The 24122-nt window shown below is 41.4% G+C and carries 23 protein-coding genes; 9 read left to right on the top strand and 14 right to left on the bottom strand.

Annotated elements, in window-relative coordinates; translation table 11 throughout:
- Positions 1-16: 16 nt before the first annotated feature.
- Positions 17-1588 carry a glutamate--cysteine ligase gene (gshA, locus tag AU255_RS08080; RefSeq protein ID WP_080522397.1) on the bottom strand — a complete coding sequence of 524 codons (1572 nt, stop codon included), beginning with the start codon at positions 1586-1588 and terminating at the stop codon, positions 17-19.
- A 139-nt stretch (positions 1589-1727) separates the two neighbouring features.
- On the opposite strand from gshA, the gene recQ reads away from it, so the two are divergent.
- Positions 1728-3872 carry a DNA helicase RecQ gene (gene recQ, locus AU255_RS08085; protein WP_080522398.1) on the top strand — a complete coding sequence of 715 codons (2145 nt, stop codon included), beginning with the start codon at positions 1728-1730 and terminating at the stop codon, positions 3870-3872.
- 126 nt (positions 3873-3998) lie between these two features.
- Here recQ and AU255_RS08090 read toward each other — a convergent pair whose 3' ends face one another.
- Both AU255_RS08090 and AU255_RS08095 read right to left on the bottom strand, forming a co-directional pair.
- On the bottom strand, positions 3999-5030 hold the full coding sequence (locus AU255_RS08090; RefSeq protein WP_198942570.1) for a Fic family protein: 1032 nt from the start codon (positions 5028-5030) through the stop codon (positions 3999-4001).
- Positions 5031-5264: 234 nt separating this feature from the next.
- Complete coding sequence (locus AU255_RS08095) at positions 5265-5663, bottom strand: DUF6444 domain-containing protein (RefSeq protein ID WP_080522400.1); 399 nt, start codon at positions 5661-5663, stop codon at positions 5265-5267.
- 291 nt (positions 5664-5954) lie between these two features.
- On the opposite strand from AU255_RS08095, the gene AU255_RS20735 reads away from it, so the two are divergent.
- Positions 5955-6212 (top strand): DUF2934 domain-containing protein, encoded by a 258-nt coding sequence (locus AU255_RS20735; protein ID WP_233144587.1) that lies wholly within the window; start codon positions 5955-5957, stop codon positions 6210-6212.
- 265 nt (positions 6213-6477) lie between these two features.
- Here the strand turns inward: AU255_RS20735 and AU255_RS08105 are convergent, their stop codons facing one another.
- From AU255_RS08105 to AU255_RS21070, 6 genes are all read right to left on the bottom strand, one after another.
- Positions 6478-6981: a DUF1269 domain-containing protein gene (locus AU255_RS08105; RefSeq protein ID WP_080522401.1), complete on the bottom strand. Its 504-nt coding sequence runs from the start codon at positions 6979-6981 to the stop codon at positions 6478-6480.
- 108 nt (positions 6982-7089) lie between these two features.
- Positions 7090-7875 carry a class II glutamine amidotransferase gene (locus AU255_RS08110; protein WP_080522402.1) on the bottom strand — a complete coding sequence of 262 codons (786 nt, stop codon included), beginning with the start codon at positions 7873-7875 and terminating at the stop codon, positions 7090-7092.
- Between the two features lie 53 nt (positions 7876-7928).
- Positions 7929-8471, bottom strand: coding sequence for a Spy/CpxP family protein refolding chaperone (locus AU255_RS08115; protein WP_080522403.1), 543 nt, complete (start codon positions 8469-8471; stop codon positions 7929-7931).
- Positions 8472-8663: 192 nt separating this feature from the next.
- On the bottom strand, positions 8664-9599 hold the full coding sequence (locus AU255_RS08120) for a SufB/SufD family protein (protein WP_158083080.1): 936 nt from the start codon (positions 9597-9599) through the stop codon (positions 8664-8666).
- Positions 9586-10308 (bottom strand): ATP-binding cassette domain-containing protein, encoded by a 723-nt coding sequence (locus tag AU255_RS08125; RefSeq protein WP_080522405.1) that lies wholly within the window; start codon positions 10306-10308, stop codon positions 9586-9588. Before AU255_RS08125 ends, AU255_RS08120 begins: the two co-directional genes overlap by 14 nt.
- 764 nt (positions 10309-11072) lie before the next feature.
- Positions 11073-11207 carry a hypothetical protein gene (locus AU255_RS21070; protein ID WP_269844775.1) on the bottom strand — a complete coding sequence of 45 codons (135 nt, stop codon included), beginning with the start codon at positions 11205-11207 and terminating at the stop codon, positions 11073-11075.
- Positions 11208-11637: 430 nt separating this feature from the next.
- Between AU255_RS21070 and nifJ the strand changes: the two genes are divergently transcribed.
- From nifJ to AU255_RS08160, 6 genes are all read left to right on the top strand, one after another.
- Positions 11638-15264 carry a pyruvate:ferredoxin (flavodoxin) oxidoreductase gene (gene nifJ, locus AU255_RS08135; RefSeq protein WP_080522407.1) on the top strand — a complete coding sequence of 1209 codons (3627 nt, stop codon included), beginning with the start codon at positions 11638-11640 and terminating at the stop codon, positions 15262-15264.
- A gap of 1 nt (position 15265) precedes the next feature.
- Positions 15266-16279: a dihydroorotate dehydrogenase-like protein gene (locus tag AU255_RS08140; RefSeq protein WP_080522408.1), complete on the top strand. Its 1014-nt coding sequence runs from the start codon at positions 15266-15268 to the stop codon at positions 16277-16279.
- A gap of 145 nt (positions 16280-16424) precedes the next feature.
- On the top strand, positions 16425-16682 hold the full coding sequence (locus AU255_RS08145) for a YkoF family thiamine/hydroxymethylpyrimidine-binding protein (RefSeq protein ID WP_080522409.1): 258 nt from the start codon (positions 16425-16427) through the stop codon (positions 16680-16682).
- 112 nt (positions 16683-16794) lie between these two features.
- Positions 16795-17250: a ferritin family protein gene (locus tag AU255_RS08150; protein ID WP_080522410.1), complete on the top strand. Its 456-nt coding sequence runs from the start codon at positions 16795-16797 to the stop codon at positions 17248-17250.
- Positions 17251-17511: 261 nt separating this feature from the next.
- Entirely contained in the window at positions 17512-17970 is a 459-nt protein-coding gene (locus AU255_RS08155; protein WP_080522411.1) for a ferritin-like domain-containing protein, read from the top strand.
- A 30-nt stretch (positions 17971-18000) separates the two neighbouring features.
- Positions 18001-18930: an MBL fold metallo-hydrolase gene (locus AU255_RS08160; protein ID WP_080522412.1), complete on the top strand. Its 930-nt coding sequence runs from the start codon at positions 18001-18003 to the stop codon at positions 18928-18930.
- Positions 18931-19159: 229 nt separating this feature from the next.
- On the opposite strand, the gene AU255_RS21350 is transcribed toward AU255_RS08160, so the two are convergent.
- The 5 genes from AU255_RS21350 to AU255_RS08185 all read right to left on the bottom strand — a co-directional run bounded on the left by AU255_RS21350 (position 19160) and on the right by AU255_RS08185 (position 22615).
- Positions 19160-19357: a FeoA domain-containing protein gene (locus tag AU255_RS21350; RefSeq protein ID WP_080522413.1), complete on the bottom strand. Its 198-nt coding sequence runs from the start codon at positions 19355-19357 to the stop codon at positions 19160-19162.
- 52 nt (positions 19358-19409) lie between these two features.
- Complete coding sequence (locus AU255_RS08170; RefSeq protein ID WP_080522414.1) at positions 19410-20282, bottom strand: damage-control phosphatase ARMT1 family protein; 873 nt, start codon at positions 20280-20282, stop codon at positions 19410-19412.
- A gap of 168 nt (positions 20283-20450) precedes the next feature.
- Positions 20451-21086, bottom strand: coding sequence for a class I SAM-dependent methyltransferase (locus AU255_RS08175; RefSeq protein ID WP_080522415.1), 636 nt, complete (start codon positions 21084-21086; stop codon positions 20451-20453).
- A 57-nt stretch (positions 21087-21143) separates the two neighbouring features.
- Complete coding sequence (locus AU255_RS08180) at positions 21144-21911, bottom strand: metal ABC transporter permease (RefSeq protein ID WP_080522416.1); 768 nt, start codon at positions 21909-21911, stop codon at positions 21144-21146.
- 5 nt (positions 21912-21916) lie between these two features.
- The gene (locus tag AU255_RS08185; protein WP_080522417.1) at positions 21917-22615 is read right to left on the bottom strand and encodes a metal ABC transporter ATP-binding protein; all 699 of its coding nucleotides are present in this window, start codon (positions 22613-22615) and stop codon (positions 21917-21919) included.
- A gap of 235 nt (positions 22616-22850) precedes the next feature.
- Between AU255_RS08185 and ahcY the strand changes: the two genes are divergently transcribed.
- Positions 22851-24116, top strand: a complete 1266-nt coding sequence (gene ahcY, locus AU255_RS08190) for an adenosylhomocysteinase (RefSeq protein WP_080522418.1) — start codon at positions 22851-22853, stop codon at positions 24114-24116.
- Positions 24117-24122 lie beyond the last annotated feature (6 nt).

The following is a 24122-nucleotide window of genomic DNA, read 5'->3' on the forward strand; positions in this document are numbered from 1 at the left end:
CAAGGGTGTGGATAATTTAACTTTGACTGAAATATTTCTCTAAGAAATCATCCAAAGACAAGCTGTCTTGCGCTTCAATTTCACTTTGTTTTTTATGTGACTCGGTAGCCATTTGAGTGAATTTCAAGCTATCAGCAGCGTTGAGTGTCTGGGTTCTGAAATTTTGCGCATGTTGCTGAGAGAGATGGTCTGCCAGACGAGCAAAAGGCAGTTGTTCGCTACGCATTTTGGCTAGAATTCGTGCTGAGGGTGTCAGTTCAGGATTGTCAATTAGCTCACGCTGTGTTGCAAGTGCCTGACTATAAACGTTATCCGTTTCATTTGCATCTAAAATCTCGCAAATGGGCTGCATGCCATCGAGTATATCGTATGCCCAATCCTGTAAACGCACAGACTGATGCTTGTGAATAAGTTTTACGTCTGGTCTACGCCCTTCATGAGCAACTTTTAGCTGGTTGGCATTATGGATGCTAAAGTCTTCAGCATTTATGTTTGGACTATCTTGAACCAAACAACTGAGTAATAGTGCTTCAATAAAACGTGCACGGTTTACGTCAACGCCTATGGGGTTAAATAGATCCAGGTCCAGAGAACGGATTTCTACATATTGCACACCACGACGCTTAAGAGCTAGCGTTGGTTTTTCACAGGGTTTTATGATTTGTTTAGGGCGTACGGTACTGTAATACTCGTTTTCAATTTGCAGAATATTGCTGTTTAACTGCTGGTATTCACCATTTACTTTTATACCTATGCCTTCATACTCCGGATAAGGGGTATTAATCGCATGGGATAAACTGTCTACATAGCCATTTAATGAGTTGTAGTCGATATCCAATCCGGCCTGGTTATTACTCTTATAGCCTATATCGCTCATGCGTAAAGAAGTGGCATAAGGATGATACAGTGTGCCATTATCAAATTCTTCAAATTGCGTCATTAACTCTGGACGGCTTTTAAAGAAGCTTTTACATATCGCAGGGGAGGCACCAAATAAGTACAGAATTAACCAGCCTTGACGCTGGAAGTTTCTGATTAAGTCAAAATATGCGGATGATTGAAATTCACCAAGCGTTTGCTTCGAGCCTTCGAGTTTATGCAAAACAGGCCATAAAGCTTCAGGCACAGAGTAGTTGAAATGTATTCCAGCTATAGACTGCATAGTGCGTCCATAGCGGTGCCATAGCCCTTTGCGGTAAATATGCTTCATTTTACCTATATTGGAATGACCGTATTTGGCTATAGGTATGCTTTCATCACCATTTATGCCACAGGGCATACTGGTTGCTAATAAAAATTCATCCTCGAGATTGTCATACACAAACTGATGAATAGTGTGCATAAAGTGTATGGTTTCATCAATATCTGCAAAGGGAGGCGTAATAAATTCTAATAAAGCTTCAGAATAATCGGTGGTAATGTGTGGATGCGTCAGTGCTGCACCTAGTTGGTACGGATGTTCAGTTTGTGCAATAAAGCCTTGTTTGGATAGGCGCAGGCTTTCTTTTTCCAGGCCTTTCAGTCCATGTTTTAACAGGGATTGTTGATTATTTTTTATTAGTAGGTGTAAACGATTCGTGCTACTCATGCTCAATATGCAAAAAATCCTGATAGATGCGGGAACGCTTAATTTATAATATGAGTATTATATAACTGTTTTAACAGAGCGTTCGGAATAAGTTTTCGAAGTTATTGCATACGCTCCGCTAAGTTCCAAGGATAACAACGTGAATCAATCTGATGATAAAGGGAACCAGGCTCAATCTGTTTTACAGACGGTGTTTGGCTATGAGCATTTTCGCGGAGATCAGGCTGAGATTGTTGCACTATTAATTGCCGGGCAAAGCGCTGTTGTGCTAATGCCAACGGGTGGCGGAAAATCCTTGTGTTACCAGATCCCTGCGATAGTCCGGGAAGGTGTGGGTATTGTTATTTCGCCTTTAATCGCCTTAATGCAGGATCAGGTCAATGCTTTACATCAACTAGGTGTTAAAGCCGCATTTTTAAATTCCACCTTAAGCTATCAACAAGCTCAAACGACTGAGCAGCAATTATTGCGTGGAGAGCTGGATCTGCTTTATGTTGCCCCCGAGAGGTTAACGTCAGAAAGGACTCTGCAGTTATTTAAGCGTTTGAATATTGCTTTATTTGCCATTGACGAAGCGCATTGTGTTTCTCAATGGGGGCATGATTTCCGTAGTGATTATCTACAGTTATCTTTATTAGCAGAGCGATTTCCTGATATTCCCCGAATAGCCCTGACGGCAACAGCTGATCAGCGTACTCGTGAAGAAATTATTACTCGATTGGCATTAAGCCAGGCAAAGCTATTTATTGGTGGCTTTGATCGCCCGAATATCCGCTATAGTATTGTGCAAAAGCAAAATGCACGACAACAATTATTAAACTTTATTCAGGCAGACCATCAGGGTGATGCCGGGATTGTGTATTGTTTGTCGCGTAAAAAAGTTGAGGCAACTGCAGAGTGGCTGCAGAGTAAGGGAGTTGATGCTTATCCCTATCATGCCGGACTATCACATGAGCTGCGTAATAAACATCAACATCAATTTTTAATGAACGAAGGGGTGGTCATTGTCGCTACCGTTGCTTTTGGTATGGGTATAGACAAACCCAATGTACGTTTTGTGGCGCATCTGGATTTACCCAAAAGCATCGAAGGTTATTATCAGGAAACCGGACGGGCAGGGCGGGATGGCGAGCCAGCTAATGCATGGATGACTTATGGCTTGCAGGATGTTATTACGCTACGTCAAATGTTACAAGGATCTGATGCCGATGAAATGCATAAACGGGTTGAACTGCATAAACTGGATGCCATGCTGGGTTTATGTGAACAGGTGTCATGTCGACGCGAAGTCCTGTTAAATTATTTTGGTGAAATGGATACTCGACCCTGTGGTAATTGTGATACCTGCCTTGAACCTGTAGAAACCTGGGATGGTACGGTTGCGGCTCAGCAAGCTTTATCCTGTATTTATCGTACCGAACAGCGCTTTGGGGTGAATTATTTACTGGATATTTTATTAGGCAAAGATGTTGAGCGTATCAAGAGTTTTGGACATGATAAACAAAGTACTTTCGGAATAGGCAAAGATCTGGACGAAAGCCAGTGGCGTTCAGTCTTCAGGCAACTGGTGGTTAAAGGTCTGGTAGATGTTGACTTTGAAGCGTATGGTGCATTAAAACTCAATAGCACTTGTCGGCCAATATTGCGTGGCGAAACACAAATCAGGCTGCGTAAGGATTTAGCTAAACCAAAGAGTAAAAAAGCCAAAGTGACTCGGGGGGATTTTGCTCTTCATAGAGATAATGTCCTATGGGATGCTTTACGTGCAAAACGCCGCGAGCTGGCCGATGATCAGGATGTGCCACCGTATATTATTTTTAGTGATGCCAGCCTGACTGATATGGTAGAAAGAGTTCCCTTAAATCATCAACAATTTGCGCAAATTTCGGGTGTAGGAGCGAAAAAACTGGAATTGTATGCGGATGAATTTCTAAGCATCATTAGAGATATTCACCAAACACAAGATCAAAACTCAGAACTATCTGAAACAGTAGATGAGTCTGTTGCTTTATTTAAAGTTGGGTTTTCTGTTGAAAAAATAGCACTACAGCGAGGTTTAACAGACACAACCATATACGGTCATCTTGCTCAGGGTATTGCACAGGGCGTTATAGAATTAACCGATGTGATTGAATTAAGTGACCAGGAAATTAACACTATTCAGGATGAAATCCTGAGTCTGCCAGCGGAACAAAATAATGCCTTAAAACCCGTGTATGAAGCTTTAGATGCAGCGTATAACTATGGCGTTATTCGCTGTGTGCGGGCTGCCATGGAAATTTAATGAGGTAAATTTACTATATAGTAAAGCTTGTTTTAATGCATACAAACGACAAGCCTTTTGATCGTGTGGTGAAGTGCAGATACCTGTTTAAAATGCAAGGTTGATTACCGAAAATATTCTTAATACCTAATAAGTGCATAAGGCTTCAGCTATTAAATTTTTTGTTGCCACATATGATTGCTGACAAAATAGTGTAAAAGGTTTTAAAAGTGCATCATTCGGCCAAACGCCTGTTGTGTTGCTCAGTTGACCTATCTGTACCTGATAATCTGCTAGACACTCAATATATTCACGGCGTTGCGATATTTCTATTACCAGCGGCGGCAAGCTTGCTTTAAGTAAAATAATATTGGCCAATAAACGAGCGATACGGCCATTTCCATCCCAAAATGGATGAATGTGTACAATCGCCATATGTACTTTGGCGTAATAGTAAGCTGCATTATTGATTGTGACAGTAGCAATATCTACCGTGTTAATCATCTCAATGACTTCATTCATTAATGCATCAACATGCAATGGATGGGCATATTCAATAAATACTTGTTTTGCTTGAGATGTAACAGCATACGTACCATTTGGCTCTACTTTCCAGGCACCTATCGGCTTATAGATATCCAGTGCTATTTCTGTTTGTACTGCCTTATGTAATTCATAGATAAGTGTTTTGCATAGTGGTTTTTGTAAGCTCTGATAGAGTATATCAATCGCTTTAGCATGTCCAAATACCTCCAGGTGCTCTTTAAGTGGCTTTCCTGAAATGGTTAATCCCAGGCCAAGTATTGCATGAGTATCACCAAGAGTTAATGTGTTGCCTTCTAATGCCGTGGAACTATGTGTCCATAAATCACGAATCTGTGCTAATACAGCAGAACGTTTATGTTTAGCTACCGAATCTAAAAAAGTGCGCTCAGTATTAGTTGAGTCCGTGGCATATTGCTTGGTAAAGCTTGTATCCGAAAGACAGAGATAACGAGTGCCGCGCTTTTGTCCCGTTCGCTGTAATATGCCTGTGTCTACCCATTGATGCAACCAGCGTCGCAAAGTTCTTTCTGGTATAGAGTGTGCCATTAATACTGAAATTTCAGGCAAACTTAATGCTAGCTGGGATTGTTTTAACTGGCCAAATACGGCCATTTTTTTTGCTTGATTAGACATAAGACATAAATACTGTGATTAATACAGCCATATTTTATTATAAATGGCCGTATTAATAAGACAAGTTAAAAGGGGAGTATGGATGTCTTAAAGAGAATGAATGATATATAAACGTAGGGTATCAGGGCAATCACTTCCAAATTTTCTGAATTCGCAATTCGGGGCCTGAGCTTTTTTTTCTGACCCTTTTTTGTGCTTTTTTTGAACTTTTTCATTAATTAATCGTTGTGCTCGCTACTCTGTCTCGACTCTTGAAATATTAATATCGAATACCTGGCATGTTTCAAAGCAATCTTCCGTGTGTTGCCCTTTTGGTAAGGAACGGCGATCAATAGTAATAATCTCGATTTCGTCAGAATCATCAATTTTTTGTACTGTTGTGCCTACATGCGATTTTTGTCTGCTAGAATGTTTATCTGATTGTTTGCGATTGCTTTTTTTCCTGTTAGGATCACTTGCAGGTGGTTTACTGCTATTTTTGCTATTCAGTGTCACTCGATTGAGTAATACCGTAATTAAAAATAGAATCACTTCCAATACTGATTTTAACGCAGGTGATATATCACGCTCAGTTTCAAGCAACTGCTTGGCATGGCTGATTGCGGAATCAACATCGATGAAATCTATTTTCAAGTGGTAACCTGTTTTGCCTTAGGGCCTGGCTCATTATCTCAAGGGAATCTAAATCCTGAATTTTCTTTGCTGTAAGCGGTTATAAGGGGAATAAGATCATAGGTATTTAAGGGGGGGAATCTTTTGATGCCTATAGCGATAGAAGCATTAAAAAGTAAATTTATCGACTAGTGATCAAGTCACTAAAATTTACAAAATCAGGCTAAAATCCTGTCAAGAAATTTTTTAATTATTTACGCTGAGTAGTAACGAAAATGTAACACTTTTTTGTCTCGTTAGGAGTTCAACACTATGTTAAGTGCACTGGCAAAACCGTTAAACCGGGATCAATGGATCTCTGAAGCAGCCTACTTCCTGGCAAAAGCAAGAGACTTTGAGTCTGGCAAGGCACTTAATGATTGGCTGGAAGCTGAAATTGCCTATTGTGACATGCTGATAAGTGCTTATATAGCAGCTCTGGATGAAGATAATCAACCAATAACCATTTGTAGTTTACAGCCAGTTAGCAACCTTATTAGGTATAGAGAAATCGGACGAGATAACATCTAAAGTTGAACTAGTAAAAGCTATTCAGAATACTACAAAACATCGTCCCTGTTTTCAGAGTGAGGACAATAACCATTGTCAAGAACTGGAATGTCAGTGGACAAGTGAATGTCGAAAATTAACCGCTTCATGGTATTTTGAATAAAGCAATGGATCCCTATTTATTGAATTCATATTTAATTGTTCTTCCTGCTAGTCATTGCGATTTGTTCTTTTGTTCAAATCGCAATGACAGTGAAATAAGTAAATTGAAAATTAAATAATTAATTTAATATGCAGGAGGAAGGAGCGGTTCGATACCCTCAAATTCGGCGCTCGGATGATGCTTGACAATGATTTTACTAATATCATCGATTTGCTCCTTAGAAATATCGACCATAACTAATAACTCTCCATTTTCAATAGCTTCTTCGTATTTCTTGACTTTTGAATTTCCTACCTGAAGGCCTGCCAATCCGCTCATCATGGCGCCGATCGTCCCTCCAAAGACTAAAACTCCCAGCACCGGAGCTCCAGCAATAGCAAATCCTGCAAAACGTAAGCCGACAAGACCTGCCAGCAAGCCGGTTGTCGCTCCTAAGGCTGCCCCCCGTTCTACAGCAGGTATAAAGTCAGTCTTTTGAAATTCGGTCGCTTCCGGCAAATCTTCCAGGGGTGTATCCCTTTTTGCCAAGATATGCAGATGATAATCTTCTATCCCTAATGTATGTAGTTCATCAACAATTTTATGAGTAACTTCGATATTTGGTACTAAAAAGTAAATTCTTCTCATGACATGCTCCTATGTAAAATTTTAACTAAACTAAAAACGTTAATACTGTTAAGTTTACTCTTCTGAAAATTAAATTTGTATAATCTAAAAAGATTATATTGTTTCTTATCATTTTCTTTGATCTATCAATTGTCCCTTTGATATGCAAATTAATTCATTAACTAAAAACGGCTGCCAGGCTTCTTCCGTTAGTGGTACGCTGGCGCATAAAATAAGCTGTTGATCAACAGCGATACCTGGTTGGAGTTGAACTCCCGGTGCAACAATATCAGTTTGAAATTCTTTACAATGCCTGGATAACCTCCATAAGCCTGGCTCCCTTGCATCATTAGAATAGCTGCGACAACCGGCAAAAGCATAGACTCGGCTATCCACAGCATAAAGGAAGTTGCACGGGCCTAATTTCGCAAGCTCACATCCAAATGCATGAATAACATCCATGATAGCCGAGTTGCTTCTTATTGCTGTCATTATACGTTCAAGTAAAACACAGAATGCCCACTCAGCATCGGTACTTCCTATAGGCTGAAAGTGCTCTGTTTTTTTAAACAAATCAAAGATGTCAGGCGTATCACCGTTGAACATAAACAAGTGATTCTGCCCCTGCCATTCACGACTAAAAGGGTGAGTGTTTGCTAAGCTGATGTCACCCACTGTACAGTGCCTGACATGAGAGAGAATTGTATTGCCATTAATGCCTTCCTGAGCCATAAACCGGGCTAAAAATGACTCATGGGCACTTACTGGTTCGCGATAAATATACGCGTCATTGCCATCCATATTTGCTAAGCCCCAGCCATCCTGATTTAGGCCTGTGGCATGCCGCACAAATTGCGCCAAAGATAATTTGAGATGACATGGGTATTTAGCGCTTAAGGCAAATAATTCACACATAACAGACAACAATTATGTCAGGCATTTTAAATCAGCAGGTAATCCCATCATTTTCAATCGTTCATTTTTTCTTCAACGGGTAATTTTATCGCTTGTAGCTTTTTTCTTTGTTCTGCTGTTAATGTAGCATCTATATTTTTACGTACTATTATCTCTGCTTCAACAAGCGCATCAAAATCATCTGTATGTGCTCTTCCTGCTTTACGAATTGAATCGACAGTTGCCCCGGGGTTGCGTAATTCCTTGAGTGCTTTCGTCATACTTTTACGAGGGCTATCTAATAATTCTTTACGAGCTTTTTTGTGATTCATCTGAATGCGCATGATCTTACCCAGCTGCTCATCAGTGAGATTCAAAACTTCGGCCTGTTCAAGTACTATAGCACTATAACTTTTCGCCTTTTCTTTCATACCTTTTTGTTTCATTTCTTTTTTTTCCTTTTTAGCCTCTCTTTTCTGTTGTCTTTTCTCCATTTTCTGCTGCTTTGTCTCTTGCTCTGTATTTGTATAGGGTTTGTATTCAGCACTGGCGATGCTACAGCCAAAGAATAGCAAACTAAAAAGAATACTCGTCATTTGTGATTTTGTTATTTTCATTTTATTTCTCCAATCTAGAGTGGTGATTTAGTGCAGTCTTCCATAAAAAATGTTTCTCAGGAGACCAAAATGAACACTCAGGAATATCACCTTATTCCCGATGTTCTTTACCAATGCATTCATCAGGTTTTATTAAAACCATTTAATCATATATAAAGGGCAACGCCCATATACAAGTTTTTAAATTTCACATTAGCGTAATATCCCTAGAACAATTAAATCAGTCGCCTGCTCAGGGCTAAGACCATGCACTATCAAAGTTTCCAATTGCTTATTTTCGATAGTCCCGATCGCGGCTTCATGAGTGATTTTTGCCAGTGGGTGAGAGACCTTGACGACAGGTATCGATTGTCCTTCCGCTTTATCTTTAATGATTTCCAGACAATCCATATGGCCTCTTGCACCTTCTGCACAGCCTTCGGTAATTCCGGTTATCACTGCTTTTGCTTCACCTTCCAGTGCAACGCGGCTTTTAATCACACTATGCGAAAACCGGCCAATAAGGCTAACCTTCTCACTTATTTTTATTTCATCTTTTGCATGTCCGAAAACACGCGATGTTAGCTCAACAACAGCATGTTCTTCCGCTTCTACTGAATAATCCAGGTAAAGTTTGCCTACATGACCTTTTGTTAAGGAAAAATCAGAGAAATAGGTTCCATGCTTAGCAACCTTTATCTTGGCTGAAGACAAGACTTTAATTCCTCCCGACTGGCTATGAAAATGACTATCCGTAAAAGATAATGATGCGCCTTCGCTAATCTCAATCGTTTTGTCCATGATGTGTTTGGCAGTATCGACTGTCGTAAATAAACCGTGCGAGATAAAACTGACATTGGCATAAGGCTCCAGGATAATATGAACTCTGAAATTTTGCCTACCGATTTGCTGCATCATGCTAAAACACAGATGTACGGGGTTGGTCACCTGCGTGTAACTTGTCACGGTAATTTCGGCAATCGTCAAATCCGGATGCTGTTCAACTTCAATTTTGATACCTGGAATGGTCTGTTTGCTCAACAAAACCTGACCGTCAACAGCAATATGAGCGGTGTTTTGGTCATCCAGTAGTTTGCTATTTTCTCCAGCTGAATTTAACAGCAAGCGAAATTTATCAAATATTGACATGATTACACTCCCGACCATCACAGATAATACAGCTTCTGGATTTGTAGCTGTGAATAACCTTTTCAGGAGTACCCGTTAAAATAACTTTACCGCCACACAGCAGTGAAGCCTTGTCTGCGACTGAGGCAATCTCTTCGCGATGACTGATTAATAGAACAGTAGATCCCTGCAATTGAATTTGCTTTATAACTGAAATAATATTTTTAATCGTCAGCAGATCAATGCCGGAAACTGGTTCATCCAAAATACATAGGCGAGGCCGTAAAGCTAGCATAGAAGCCAGTTCAATGCGTTTTCTTTCCCCACCGCTCATGGTTTTATCCAGCATTCTGTCAAGATAGTCATCGGCACTCAGTCCAACGCTTAGCAAACATTGCGTCAATTCTGCCTGTTTGTTCAGACTTAAATAGTTGCGCACCGAGATACCTTCAAAATAGGCGGGTTCTTGCCAAACCATGGAAATACCAAGATTCGCGCGTTTCTGTAAAGAGTACTGATCAATTTTCTGTTGTGCAAAAAATATCTCACCGTAATTGATATGATAACCTTCACAACCCATAATCAACCGTGCCAAGGTACTTTTACCGGTGCCATTAGTGCCGATGAGAGCATGAATTTCAGCTTCTTGAATATTCAGATCAAGATTATCCAGAACAGTTTTGTTGTCAGCGGTAAAGGTTACGTGGCGTATCTCGAGTAATGGCATCATAGAATCTTTAGCCTTGAATGGGTAAGGGCGAAAATAAAATAGTTACATGCTTTAATTTCACTGGGTTCGCTTGCAGGGATTAATGTCCCCAGGGTTTTTCATAATAATGCACTCCATCATAAGACCACTCACAACTGAAAACAACACAATATTAAATACAAAAATAAAGGTGTAGAGAATACCAAAACAGTGCACCATAAGGGCCGTATGGGAATTTTTATTGCCCGGTTATAAAGTAATGAGACGAGAAGAGATGTTTGCATACCTTTGGCTTATAGCTCTTCTGGAGCAGAGGGTACCAGATAAATATGGAACCCACAGAAATGGTGCCAGCCGCAATGGCAAAAATAAAGCCAAAAGCTGGTAGCTACGTGTATAAAATCATTACAAAATAATCCAGACTTTCAATACTATAAATCGGCACAATTAAGCGTACACCAATATGTAAGTACCCATGCATAATTATTTGAACTAAAATTACGAGAGTCAAAATTCATCATTTTCGATAAAAATTCTATTTTTTTCAAAAAGGTTAAATCAATTTTGCGTGAGTACTTAGTATCAGGTCTGCCAATAGGCCCCCGTAGCCAAGACTACTTTTTAGTTTTTTGGCCAGACTTGACTTCCCCGAAGACATGCAATACTCCTGTCGTGATGAAAGTGATTATCAAGGCAAACAGAAAACTCAGTAGGTTTCTGTAGATGGCAAAATGTCTAACGAGCATGATCGCTTCAACTGGTAGATGTACAATACCAACCGTAACCTATGCCATCACCACTGCAGTTACGCCGACCAGACTTATACCGCTACTGTGTAGTTCTCCACCGAGTAGATAGCATACTACTGGCTGACCAACTGCAATGTTGCCTATGCCTGCTCCTTTAAAGGCATCTATCATTGAGTACCGTCCGAAAGAACCATCCTCGAACAGCCTGGGTATGAAGGGAATGATAAGACTGGTTACAAATAGTGCTCCTAGCATTTCAGGCAATAAGAATAAAGAAACTGGAACTTGCTTGGCAGGCAGATTTTAGCAATCGTTGTTTCCGGGAAAATAAGTTCGTTTGCTTTTTTAATTTCATATCTATCATTATTAATTCTAGACACTACTCACTCACTTCCTAGCTTAACATACATAAAATCTGTTTGATAAAAGCAAAAGAATACAAGCACTTTACATTACGTAGCTTTGATATTCTGGTAGGTAATTTATATTAGAACACCCAAAATGAACAAAAAAAACAAAGACAGCAATTATGAATAAATTCGAGTATAAAGGATCATAGCAGGCTCAAATTTTTTTAAAAAAGCTCTTTGAGGATCCAAATATGTCAAAACAATTAATGTTAACAATAGATGGTAATCAGGCAGCTGCTATCGTCGCCCATAAACTTAACGAAGTTATCGCCATTTATCCGATTACCCCCGCATCCCCAATGGGTGAAGCTGCTGATGAATGGTCATCACGTGGTCAAACAAATCTCTGGGGAACGGTACCGGAAATCATTGAAATGCAATCTGAAGCAGGTGCAGCAGGGGCCATACATGGTGCGTTACAGGCTGGCGCACTGGCTACCACCTTTACTGCTTCACAAGGTTTGCTGTTAATGCTGCCCAACATGTACAAAATTGCTGGCGAATTAACACCAACAGTATTTCATATTGCATCGCGGTCTTTGGCCTGTCAGGCCTTATCGATTTTTGGTGATCACAGTGATATGATGGCCGCAAGAATGACTGGCTTTGCCATGGTTTCTTCCAACTCACCGCAGGAGGTGATGGATCTCGCATTAATTGCTACTGCAGCCAGTCTGGAAGGGCGCTTACCGATATTGCATTTTTTTGATGGTTTCAGAACTTCTCATGAAATTGCAAAAATCAAAACTTTTGATAACGATGTCTATCGGGTTATGATCGATAATGAGTGGGTAAAAGCGCACCATAGTCGTGGTTTATCACCTGAACATCCTGTTTTACGTGGCAGTTCACAAAATCCAGATGTTTATTTTCAGGCGCGTGAATCAGTCAATTCATATTACGCTAACATGCCTGCCTTAATGCAGAACACCATGGATCGTTTTGCCAGACTGACGGGTCGGCACTATCATTTATTTGATTACATTGGTGCTCCTAGCGCCGAACGGGTCATCATTTTGATGGGTTCAGGTGCTGAAACAGTCGAAGAAACGGTCGAATATCTGGTTAGACAAGGTGAATCTATTGGTGCAGTAAAGGTCAGGTTGTACCGACCTTTTTCGACAGAAGCATTGATCGCAGCCCTTCCATCCAGTTGCACCAGCATTGCTGTATTGGATCGCACTAAAGAGCCAGGTGCAGATGGCGAACCTTTATATAAAGATGTAGTGACTGCTATTGCCCAATATTTTTGTTCGTCAGACTGTAAATTTGCCAATATGCCACGGATGATAGGGGGACGTTATGGTCTGTCATCCAAAGAATTTACACCCGCAATGGTCAAAGCAGTTTTTGATCACCTCAACCAAGCTAAGCAGAAAAATCCCTTCACGATTGGTATTTATGATGATATCAGCCATCATAGCCTGGACTGGGATGAAGATTTTCGTACTGATGTACACAATAACACTATTCAAGCGGTATTTTTTGGGTTAGGTAGTGATGGTACAGTTAGCGCCAATAAGAACAGTATCAAGATCATTGGTGAAAACACAGACTTGCATGCACAAGGCTATTTTGTTTATGACTCAAAAAAATCGGGCGCTGTTACCATTTCTCACTTGCGATTTGGCTCTGCACCAATTCATTCCACTTATCTTATTGCTGACAATGATGCCAATTTTGTCGCCTGTCACCAACCCGTATTTCTCGAACGTTATGATATGCTTGATCTGGCTACAGAAGGCGCTGTATTTCTGCTGAATTCCCCTGCTGATTGTGAAACAGTTTGGGACACTTTACCCAAAAAAATGCAGCAACAAATCATTGATAAACAGATCAAGTTTTATTGTATCGATGCCTATGCGGTTGCAGAAAAAACTGGGATGGGCAAACGTATTAATACCATTATGCAAACCTGCTTTTTTGCAATTTCAGGTATATTGTCCAAGGATGAAGCTATTCTAGCCATCAAACAAGCGGTTGAAAAAACCTATGGCAGAAAAAATAAACGTATGGTAAAGCTGAATTTTCAGGCCATTGATGAAACTTTAGCCTGTTTACACAACATTGAAATTCCACTACAGGTATCCAGTGACATTGAACTGCTTTCTCCCGTTCCTGAATCTGCACCAGAATTTGTTCGCAAAGTCACAGCAGAAATCATAGCCGGTCATGGAAATACGCTTCCGGTCAGTTTATTTCCAGCAGATGGTTCTTATCCTTTAGGTACCAGTGCTTACGAAAAACGTAATCTGGCACTTGAAATTCCGGTTTGGGAAACTGATCTATGTACTCAATGTGGCAAATGCGTGATGGTCTGCCCGCATGCCGTTATCCGTAGTAAAATTTTCCCGGCAAACGAAATGGCAGATGCGCCACAAACATTTAAACATACGCCTATGCTGGGCAAGGATTTCCCGGAAGGCATGGAAATAAGTTATCAGGTTGCACCTGAGGACTGTACTGGCTGTGCATTGTGTGTAGATATTTGTCCAATCCGCGATAAATCAAATGCCAGTCGCAAAGCACTCAATATGTTTCAGCAGCCACCACTGAAACAGCAAGAAATGAAAAACTGGGATTATTTCCTGTCACTACCAGAGTATGATCGTCGTCTGCTCAAGTCGACAACCATCAAAGGCTCAATGGTGATGCAACCATTGTTTGAATTTTCAGGGGCTTGTGCTGGTTGTGGTGAAACGCCCTACCTGAAACTGGCTAGCCAGTTATTTGGTGATCGTATGGTGGTGGCGAATGCCACCGGTTGTTCCTCCATTTATGGCGGTAATCTGCCAACGACCCCCTGGACCAAAAATAGTGAAGGTCGAGGGCCAGCCTGGAATAATTCGTTATTTGAAGATAATGCCGAATTTGGTTTGGGCATTCGAGTCGCTATTGATAAACATTCAGAACAGGCATTTGAATTATTACAACAGCTCAAACCATACATAGATAAGGAATTGATTGAAGCAATTATCAATGCTGACCAATCTGGTGAAACCGGTCTTTATGAACAGCGACAACGCGTTGCCAGCTTACGCCAACAATTGCAGACTATTGATACGCCTATTGGCGCTCAGCTGTCACAACTAGCTGAAGATCTTTGCAAAAAAAGCGTGTGGATCGTAGGTGGTGATGGTTGGGCTTATGATATTGGTTATGGTGGCCTGGATCATGTACTGGCCAGTGGCCGCAATGTCAATATTCTGGTACTGGATACTGAAGTCTATTCTAATACCGGGGGCCAGACATCCAAAGCCACCCCACGTGGTGCCGTTGCAAAATTCTCTGCTAGCGGAAAACCAACAGCCAAAAAAGATCTTGCCCTACTCGCCATGGATTATGAAAACGTTTATGTCGCTCACGTTGCCTACGCAGGCAAAGACACCCAGACACTACGCGCTTTTCTGGAAGCTGAAGCACATAGCGGCCCATCATTGATTATTGCCTACTCACCGTGTATCGCTCACGGCATAGATTTATCCAATAATCACCAGCAACAACAACTGGCAGTTAAAAGTGGTCATTGGCCTCTGTTCCGTTATGATCCCAATCGTATTAAACAGGGCAAAAATCCGATGCATCTTGATTCAGCTCCACCCTCCATTCCATACCAGGACTTTATCCGTACAGAAGCACGCTTTGATATGCTCTGGCAGACTCACCCTGAAGATGCTGAAAAATTTCTGGCTCAGGCACAACGTGATGTTAATCATCGTTATCACTATTATCATCAACTAGCTGAACTGGACTGGTCTGACAGTACCAGTGTTGCAGCCGTCAAGGCCTTATACAAACATGCCATTGAGGAGGTTTAACATGATGGACTTAAGCACGCACTATCTTGGTTTAAAACTTATTAATCCACTGGTTCCTTCTGCTTCGCCTTTAAGCAAAGATTTGAACGCAGCCAGACAACTGGAAGATGCCGGCGCTTCCGCCTTGGTCATGCACTCATTATTTGAAGAACGTATTGAGTCTGAAGCCAGGCGAAATGACCGATTTTTTCACCAACAGGCTATTGGTCATGCCGAAGCAGACAGCTTCCACCCGCTTCATTTTGACTATGACAGCTATCAGGATCGTTATCTGGAAAAATTACATCAGCTAAAAGAGCAACTTGGTATTCCAGTTATCGCAAGTCTCAATGGTACTACGCCAGGAGGTTGGATTGAATATGGAAAGTCTATACAGCAGGCTGGTGCAGATGCACTTGAGCTTAACGTCTATAACATTGCTGCTGATATTGAATTGAATGCTCAGGCTATTGAAGACCAGTATCTAAATGTATTAATTGAATTGCGTCGCCATGTTTCCATCCCCATTACCATGAAACTGTCATCCCAGTTCAGCTCTCCACTACATTTTATTCGCAAACTGGAACAAGCAGGCGCTACTGGTGTTGCGTTGTTTAATCGTTTTTACCAACCCGATATAGATCTGGAAACCTTGCTGATCACTCCTAAAATACACTTGTCCACATCATCTGAAACATTATTACGCATTCGCTGGGTTGCCTTGCTTTATGGTCGGGTGAATCTGTCCATTGCTGTTACGGGAGGGTTTCATACCGTTGAAGATATCATTAAAGCCCTGCTTGCCGGTGCCGATGTCACTCATCTATGTAGCGTATTGCTGGAAAAAGGTCCGCAACATCTTAAGCAATTGCTAGAAGAACTAAACACTTGGCTTGAACAGCATGAATATGAATCCATACAGCAGCTAAAAGGTAGCCTCAGCCAGCAACATGCCATTAACCCTGCTGATTATGAACGAGCAAATTACATTGAAGTACTGGATAGTTATACCTCATCCAGCGGTGTATTAAGATAAACGCTTAGTCACTCGGCGCTAACAAAAATAATCCAGCCACAGGCTGGCATGATATTTTTATTGTGATGAATTGCCTTAGCCGCCGAAAAAATTGGAAGCATATTCCATCTTCCATAGAGAAAATTTATTTTAATAGAGGTTTTTTATGATGATCCAGGCAGAAGTTAGTCTTTATCCTCTAAAAGAGTTGGATATTGCCACAGACATTAATGATTTTCTCAATCAGCTAAAGAGCACAGGTCTTGATGTGGAATTTGGACGAATGAGTTCAATCGTATCAGGAGAACTTCCACAGGTGTTTGATGGATTGAAGGAGGCTTTTCAAAAAATTGCTGACAAAAAGCAGTCTGTATTGATCATTAAGGTTTCAAATGCCTGCCCATTGCCTAAACAAAAAAGATAACTCAACATTACCCGTCTCCAGCAAGAGAGGGAACTATCAAGCGAAATTAACGCGTCAAAAAGGTAAAATATGTCAATCAAATTTAACAAATACAACCAAGCTGAGAATAGCCATGAGATTTGAACAGGTTCGCGATATCCTGGGTCATGCCAGAGAATTTCATAAATATTTAGGTGAGTTTTATCAAAATCTTGTCGAACAGGAAGAAGCTGCAAGAATCAAGATGTTGCTCGAGTACTTAGGCAGGCATGAAAAGTTTCTTGAACAGGGAATTGCGAGCTTTGAGGAAAATGCCTCAGAACAAGTCCTTGATACCTGGTTTCAATTTACTCAAGATAAAGCAACACTTAAGCTTCCCAATGGTAATAATATAAAGTCTAATATGTCTGTGGAAGATGTGATTCGTATGGGATTAGAGCTAGATAATTGTTTAATCAAGCTGTATAAAGATGCGGCTGAAGAATCAGAAGTGCCTGAAGTAAAAGAGGTGTTTAATAATCTCTTGAAAATGGAACAAGAGGAAGAGCACCATCTCGTGAGGGCGGCTTTGGATTCAAGGGATATATAGGTAAAATTAGCTTTAACCTATTGCGTTATTGCTGGAGCTGCTTGATGAACGTTAATTGCGCATACACACAGGGGGAACTGGAATCTGAAACAAGTCTATCTAAGCAAACTGCTGGGTTTCAAGAAAGAACAGGTGTTCAAGCTTTGCACTACTTTAACGCTTATTGTTTCAACACAGCACTTCCTTCGGCAACACTCAGATCCTGGACAATCACGCTGCATTTGCTCTATAGCAGAATAAATTTAGGAGAATAAAATAAAAATGACCTTGCAACAAGTATTAACTGAAGCACTGGAAGATGAATATAAAGCCTGCGCCATGTACCGAAAAGTAATTGACAAATTCGGACCGGTTCGCCCTTTTGTTAACATCATGGAAGCCGAGGAACGACATATTGCTGCGCTAATACCTTTGTTTGAACAATATGACATCCCGATTCCTGAAGACATCTGGAGTTCGCGCCTTCAGGCTCCTGATACTTTGCGGGAAGCCTGTCAGGCCGGAGTGGATGCAGAAATCGAGAACATGGCCATGTATCAGCGACTGCTTGCAGCCACTCAGGAAGTGGATGTGTCTCGTGTGCTGTCCAATCTCCAGGCTGCATCAAAAGATAATCATTTACCGGCATTTGAAAGATGCCTGGAACGTGGTGAAGGCTATGGTCAAACAGAGCATCGTGGAAAAAATGCACGGGCAAGAAAAGGTCGGCATGGTAAATAACATAAAGTGGGTTATGCCAGGTGTAAGGTGATGCCTATCGAAATTATTGGGGCAGAATCGCTCGGTGTTCGCGGTCTATGTTGTCTGGTTACGACAAAGACGCATCGAGTCGTCATTGATCCAGGCGTTGCTCTTGGATATTTTCGTCATGGGTTATTACCCCATCCCTGCCAAATCGTAATTGGAGCGCGGGTACGCCGGCGTATTATTGAGGCACTGAGTCAGGCCACGGATGTTATCTTCAGTCACATGCATGGTGACCATGTGCCGCTGATACATGCCAATCCTTATCAGCTTTCGATTCAACATCTGCCGGCTGAATTTCAAAACTTATCCTGCTGGAGCTTATCACCCAAAAACTTGTCGTCACCAAGAATGCAACAGCGCTACTATGATCTTAAAAACCTGTTAGGGGATAATTTACAAACTGCGGAAAACAGTAGCCAGGCGCTCTTATCTTTTTCTCAGCCAGTTCCGCATGGTATAAAAAACAGCCCATTTGGCAGTGTGATGATGAGCCGGATTGATATGGGCAATAAAATATTTGTCCATGCCTCTGACATCCAGCTTCTTGATGAGGAAACCATTCATTATATTATCGAGTGGCAGCCTGGTATAGTATTCGTTGCAGGGCCACCGCTATACTTGTCAGTGCTGACAGAATATCAACGCCATCTCGCGTGGAATAATGCATTGCATCTGTGTAAAAATATTGATGTCGTTATTCTTGATCATCATCTGATGCGCAGTGAAAGTGGCCTGGATTGGTTGGACGCACTATCGAAACAATCAGGAAAGAGGATTTATTGTGCAGCGGATTTTATGAACAGACCCCGCTGGCTACTTGAAGCGCGCAGATCTCAGTTATACCAGAAAATCCCAGTTCCAACAGGCTGGCATGATGAATTCGCTGCACATCGAGCAGATCCTGAAGAATATTTTGATGCTACACTGTTATGATCCGTCAACCCCCGGAATATCTAATTTAATCAGAAAATCCAGGTTAATTTCTATTTTTCTATTTCCTTTAGGATGAAGGGATCGAGTCTTGTCTTTTGTCCCTGGATAGAGGTGAAGCTTTCACGAATGTCCTTTTGGTTCGGCAACCATCCTTTGAGCTGCGAATAGAAGATTGCCTGTGCCGAAAACCCTATTTCCGGAAAATTGCAGTCATTTCAAGACTGATCCATCATCGATGCGTCAACACTTTCCAGAACAAAGGCATCGTCACCATCTCACAATCCAGGACATTGACTTCCTCATTTTGTAGGGCAAAATACTGCCCTTGATCAATAGAGACCTGCAAAGTTTTTCCAAAGAGCGCAAGCCAAATGACTCTGAGCCTGGAGCCTGATAATATACCTATTTGAACAAGTCGCCGGGCTATTTTTTTATCCTAGGTCAGGGTCGTATGATGCTTTTGCTACCAGCTTGCAAGATTAGGAGAATACTCCTGTGTTGGACGAGTTCATTTCTTGCTGTTTCAACACCGTACCTCCCTCGGTAATTCCGAGATCTCGGGCAATCACGTTGCATTTAGCCTGCAGCAGAAAGAATATTGGAGCTGAACTATCGCTTAGACTTTCATAGTTTGCCTGACCTTTGGCGATAATTAGATCAGCCTGTGCAAAGCGTTTGCGGAAAACGTCTGAACATTGATCCAGCAAAGTACCTGGAGCATTTGAACCATTATCGATAATCTCTGCTACCTGATCGATACCGGCGGCAACTGCATCTTCATAGGTTGCATCGTTTATAATCGGGCCGGCCTTGACCACATAGCTTACAGGAAGATCAAGGCTTTCGATCAGTACCCGGTCAAACACCGTTTCACCTGCATTGTCTGCTAAATAGAATACAGATTTGCTTAGAGCTAAAGTACGACGTAATGGGACTAAATCGTTAATAGCAAATGCTTGCGTCAAAACACGCTTCAATGTTGCATCCAGATCATAGCTCTCGCTAACCCCAAGATCTATAATATTGCCTGCAATAGCAATACGAACGGCCATTTCAAGAGGGTCTGATGCTACGCTGACCTTTTTCTTCAGCTCAGGATAGAGTGCTAGTGCCTGTTGGGTGGCTTGGTCCTTATCATCTCTATAGGGATCAATATTGTTAGTTAGCTGCTGAACTTGTTGGTGGATTTTGTAGGCCAATTGCGGGGGAGTGGAGTTGGACGGAAAAGCACTCAGCTCTTCCATCGTCTTAAGCAATATACTGTGTTGCTGATTTTCAGAAGCACCAGCGCGACGGGCGGCACTCAATGCCTGTCTCAGTAAACAAGGGTAACAATCGAGATAGGTTTTCATACTAAATAATTAATTTTGGTTTATAAAAAATATCATTCTGACAATATATTTAACATTTTTACCACAGATGGCACTGAGTTTTATATCGTAAATACTCTGTACTCTCAGTGTTTGCTGTGGTTACTCTTTTTGGAAAGAGTTTACTTTTTGTTAAAATACAATGAATGACTACTTAGATGCCTTATTGATCTTAAACCCTTTTATAACCACAAAAGACCCTGTTCCAAAACCATCCTCAATGCGTTGCGTATCTTTTCCTGGGAAAATGGTTTGCTTAGTCTCAAAATTCCCAAATCCGGACTCTTTTAAACAGGCTAAAACTTCCTGTGTTGAGAAGAATTCGGCAATATTATAAAAATGGCTTTTAACTTTATTAGCTCTATATACTTGTCCTAATTCACTGTCTTTATCAATAAACCCGATAAGAATGAAACCGTCTTTTTTTAACACACGGAATGCTTCCTGAAAAGATTTTTTAAGATCATCAACAAAGCATATCGTGGTCACCATTAACACAAAATCAAAAGTACTGTTCTGGATGGGTAGGTCCTCAGCGATACCCGATAGAACCTGTATTCCCAATTTCCTCGCTTTATCTGCCATTTTAGGTGAAGGTTCAACGCCGATTTTAATTCCCAAAGGATCAGCGAATTTACCTGAACCAACACCGACCTCCAGACCATAAGCGTTAGCAGGGACAAAGCACTTTAACGCGAGTAGTTCTGCTGCATATTTGTCTGTGTGTTTTTCAAACCAGTCATCGTATATTTCACTAAAGTCTTCAAACGGTGTAATTTTTGCCATATGTTTGCTCAGAAAAGTTACGTTAAAAATAATATTTAACACGTTTTGCCTAAGCAATCAGTGTTTCTGTTTAAAAACCGAAATCAGGAATAAAAGTGCACTGGCAATAATAATCAAGGGTCCAGCGGGTATATCTAAAATAGCATAAGCGACAACGCCCAGAATACAGGCAAGACTGCCTGTAATTGTGCTGATAACTGTATATTGAGATAAATTACTACTGATATTTTTTGCAGTGCATGCGGGGATTGCCAATAATGCTGCGGTCATCAATCCGCCAACGATGCGCACTCCTAAGGCCACTGTCACGGCGATACAAAGCAAATATAAAGCATTATAAAGCTTAAGATTAACTCCGCTAGTTTGCGCTAAATCACTGGAGATACTGGCCAATACCATACTGGAGTATATCTTTTTGACGGTGAAAAATAGTATTATTGAAATAATAACAGTGATTAGCACAGTAGCCTGGGTTATCTGTGACACATCACCCAGTAAAGCGATATCAATTTCTTCTTTTGGCAGAAACAGAAAAGCAGTCGCTAGCGAGGCAGAAAAAACCACGGCCGTTAGCGCCTCAAGGTGTAATCGGGTTTTCTGTTCTAGCAGCCATATAATCAATACACCAAAAGCCAGAAACAGAGTTGCCCCGACTGAAACATCAAAATCATACAGTAGTGCCAGAGCAACTCCTGGCAGGGTCAGATGACCAAGCGCACCTCCCATTAAAGCCATCCGTTTAGACAGCATCAGAGAACCTAAATAACCTGCAATGGCTCCAATTGTTCCACTCATAATCAAGGCAAGCAAAATTTTTGTTGTCATATCCTTTACCTGTGCTGGTGCTTGTAAAACTTAATACCGGTACCGTATAGCGTTTTCAATTGTTCGGGTGTCAGTACCTCATCCGGTTTCCCCATACACGTTTGTTGTTTGTTCAAACAGATTACCTGAGTTGCATATTCCCAGACAATATTCAAATCATGCGTGACCAGTAAAATAGTCAAGTTCTGATTTTGCCAGAATTTATGCAACAGGCTGTAAATGGTTTCTTCACCGCCGATGTCTATGCCTGAAGTCGGCTCGTCCAGAATTAAGACCTCCGGGTTATCCAGCAATGCCCAGCCAATCAGCATACGTTGAAACTGCCCGGTTGAAAGCTCGTTGAATTGATGGCTTAAAAGGCTCTCATTTAGCCCGACTTCAGCAATCATCGACTTGATAACATTTGAATCCGACGTTTTAAAGGCATAGAACTCTTCAATACTTAAGGGGGGAAGGTTTTGTCGTTGCAGGAACTCTTGTGGTGGCAGGTAACTGATTTTCTGAGCATTCCATGAGACTGAACCCTGATAGGGCAGTAAGTTCTGTAATGCTCTGAGTAAAGTGGTCTTTCCAGCGCCATTCGGTCCAAGAAATATCAGAATATCCTTTTTCTTAACAGTAAAGGAAAGATCATTGATAATCTGTTCGCCTTCATACGCTACTTGAAGCTTACTAACTGTTAATACGGTATTTTCATTAAGCATTTATCCTCCTAAATCATGTTCAATGATACATTATGCGCAAGCGTTTTTTATTCTCTATCATATTGACAATCGAGTTATTAATGACTCAATAAAAAATGATCATTCTACTAAAGGGATTAACAAATAACTTGCAATTATTTAGAGTTTTATAATATTCTAAAACTTAATCATAACGAATCCCAAGGGAGATTGATATGAAAAATCCAATAGTAGCCCAACAAGCCGTGTTTTTGCAATGAACAGGGTAATCTGTGATATAAAAGATCACTCACTCGCAGATGCGGGACGGAATCGGATAGACTGGGCACTGACAGAAATGCCGGTATTGCGGTCTTTACAAGAACAGTTCACCCGCGAGCAACCCCTGGCTGGTGCACGTATCAGTGGCTGTCTGCATATAACAACAGAAACTGCTAATTTGGTTCGCACCTTAAAAGCAGGGGGTGCCGAACTGCTGCTATGTGCCAGCAATCCGCTTAGTACGCAAGATGATGTTGCCGCCGCTTTGGTTGAACATTATGGAATTTCTGTTTTCGCCGTTCGGGGAGAGGACAACAGACTTTATTATCGGCACATTGCCGCAGCTCTGGATCATCGTCCTCAATTAACAATGGATGATGGTGCTGACCTGGTCAGTGAATTGCATAAAAACCGTCGTGATTTATTGTCTGATGTCATCGGGGGAACTGAAGAAACCACGACCGGAGTGATTCGCTTACGCGCTATGGCGGCTGATAATGCGCTTACATTTCCGGTTGTAGCCGTTAACGATGCAATGACCAAACATTTGTTTGATAACCGTTATGGCACAGGTCAAAGTACTCTGGATGGTATTATTCGGGCCACCAATATTCTCCTGGCTGGAAAAACCTTTACGGTCGTCGGTTACGGTTGGTGCGGGCGGGGAATAGCAATGCGGGCTAAAGGCCACGGCGCCCATGTAATTGTTACCGAAGTAAATCCGCTTAAAGCATTGGAAGCTACAATGGATGGATTTCGAGTGATGCCTTTGTTGGAGGCGGCTGTCTGTTCGGATTTTATCGTATCAGCAACCGGTGATAAGCATGTAATTGACCGTTCCCATTTTCAAGTTATGAAAGACGGCTGTGTTATTGCTAATTCCGGTCATTTTAATGTTGAGATTAATATTCCTGCATTACAGGATTTAGCTGCAAAGACATCCCGACCACGTCGATTTATCGAAGAATATCAGTTAGCAGATGGCCGCAGGATTCGTTTATTGGCAGAAGGCAGGCTGGTTAATCTTGCTGCCGCTGAGGGGCACCCGGCTACAGTCATGGATATGAGTTTCGCCAATCAGGTATTAAGTATTGTGCATTTATGGAACAATGGAAAAAAAATGGAAAACAAGGTTCATCCGGTTCCAGGCAGTATTGATGACAAAGTGGCCATTATGAAACTTGCCGCCATGGGGATTAGCATTGATACCTTGACTCAGGAACAGCAAGCCTATCTGAGTTCATGGCAAGAAGGTACTTAGTCACGT

Origin of the sequence: Methyloprofundus sedimenti (assembly GCF_002072955.1) — a bacterium.
Taxonomy (GTDB): domain Bacteria; phylum Pseudomonadota; class Gammaproteobacteria; order Methylococcales; family Methylomonadaceae; genus Methyloprofundus; species Methyloprofundus sedimenti.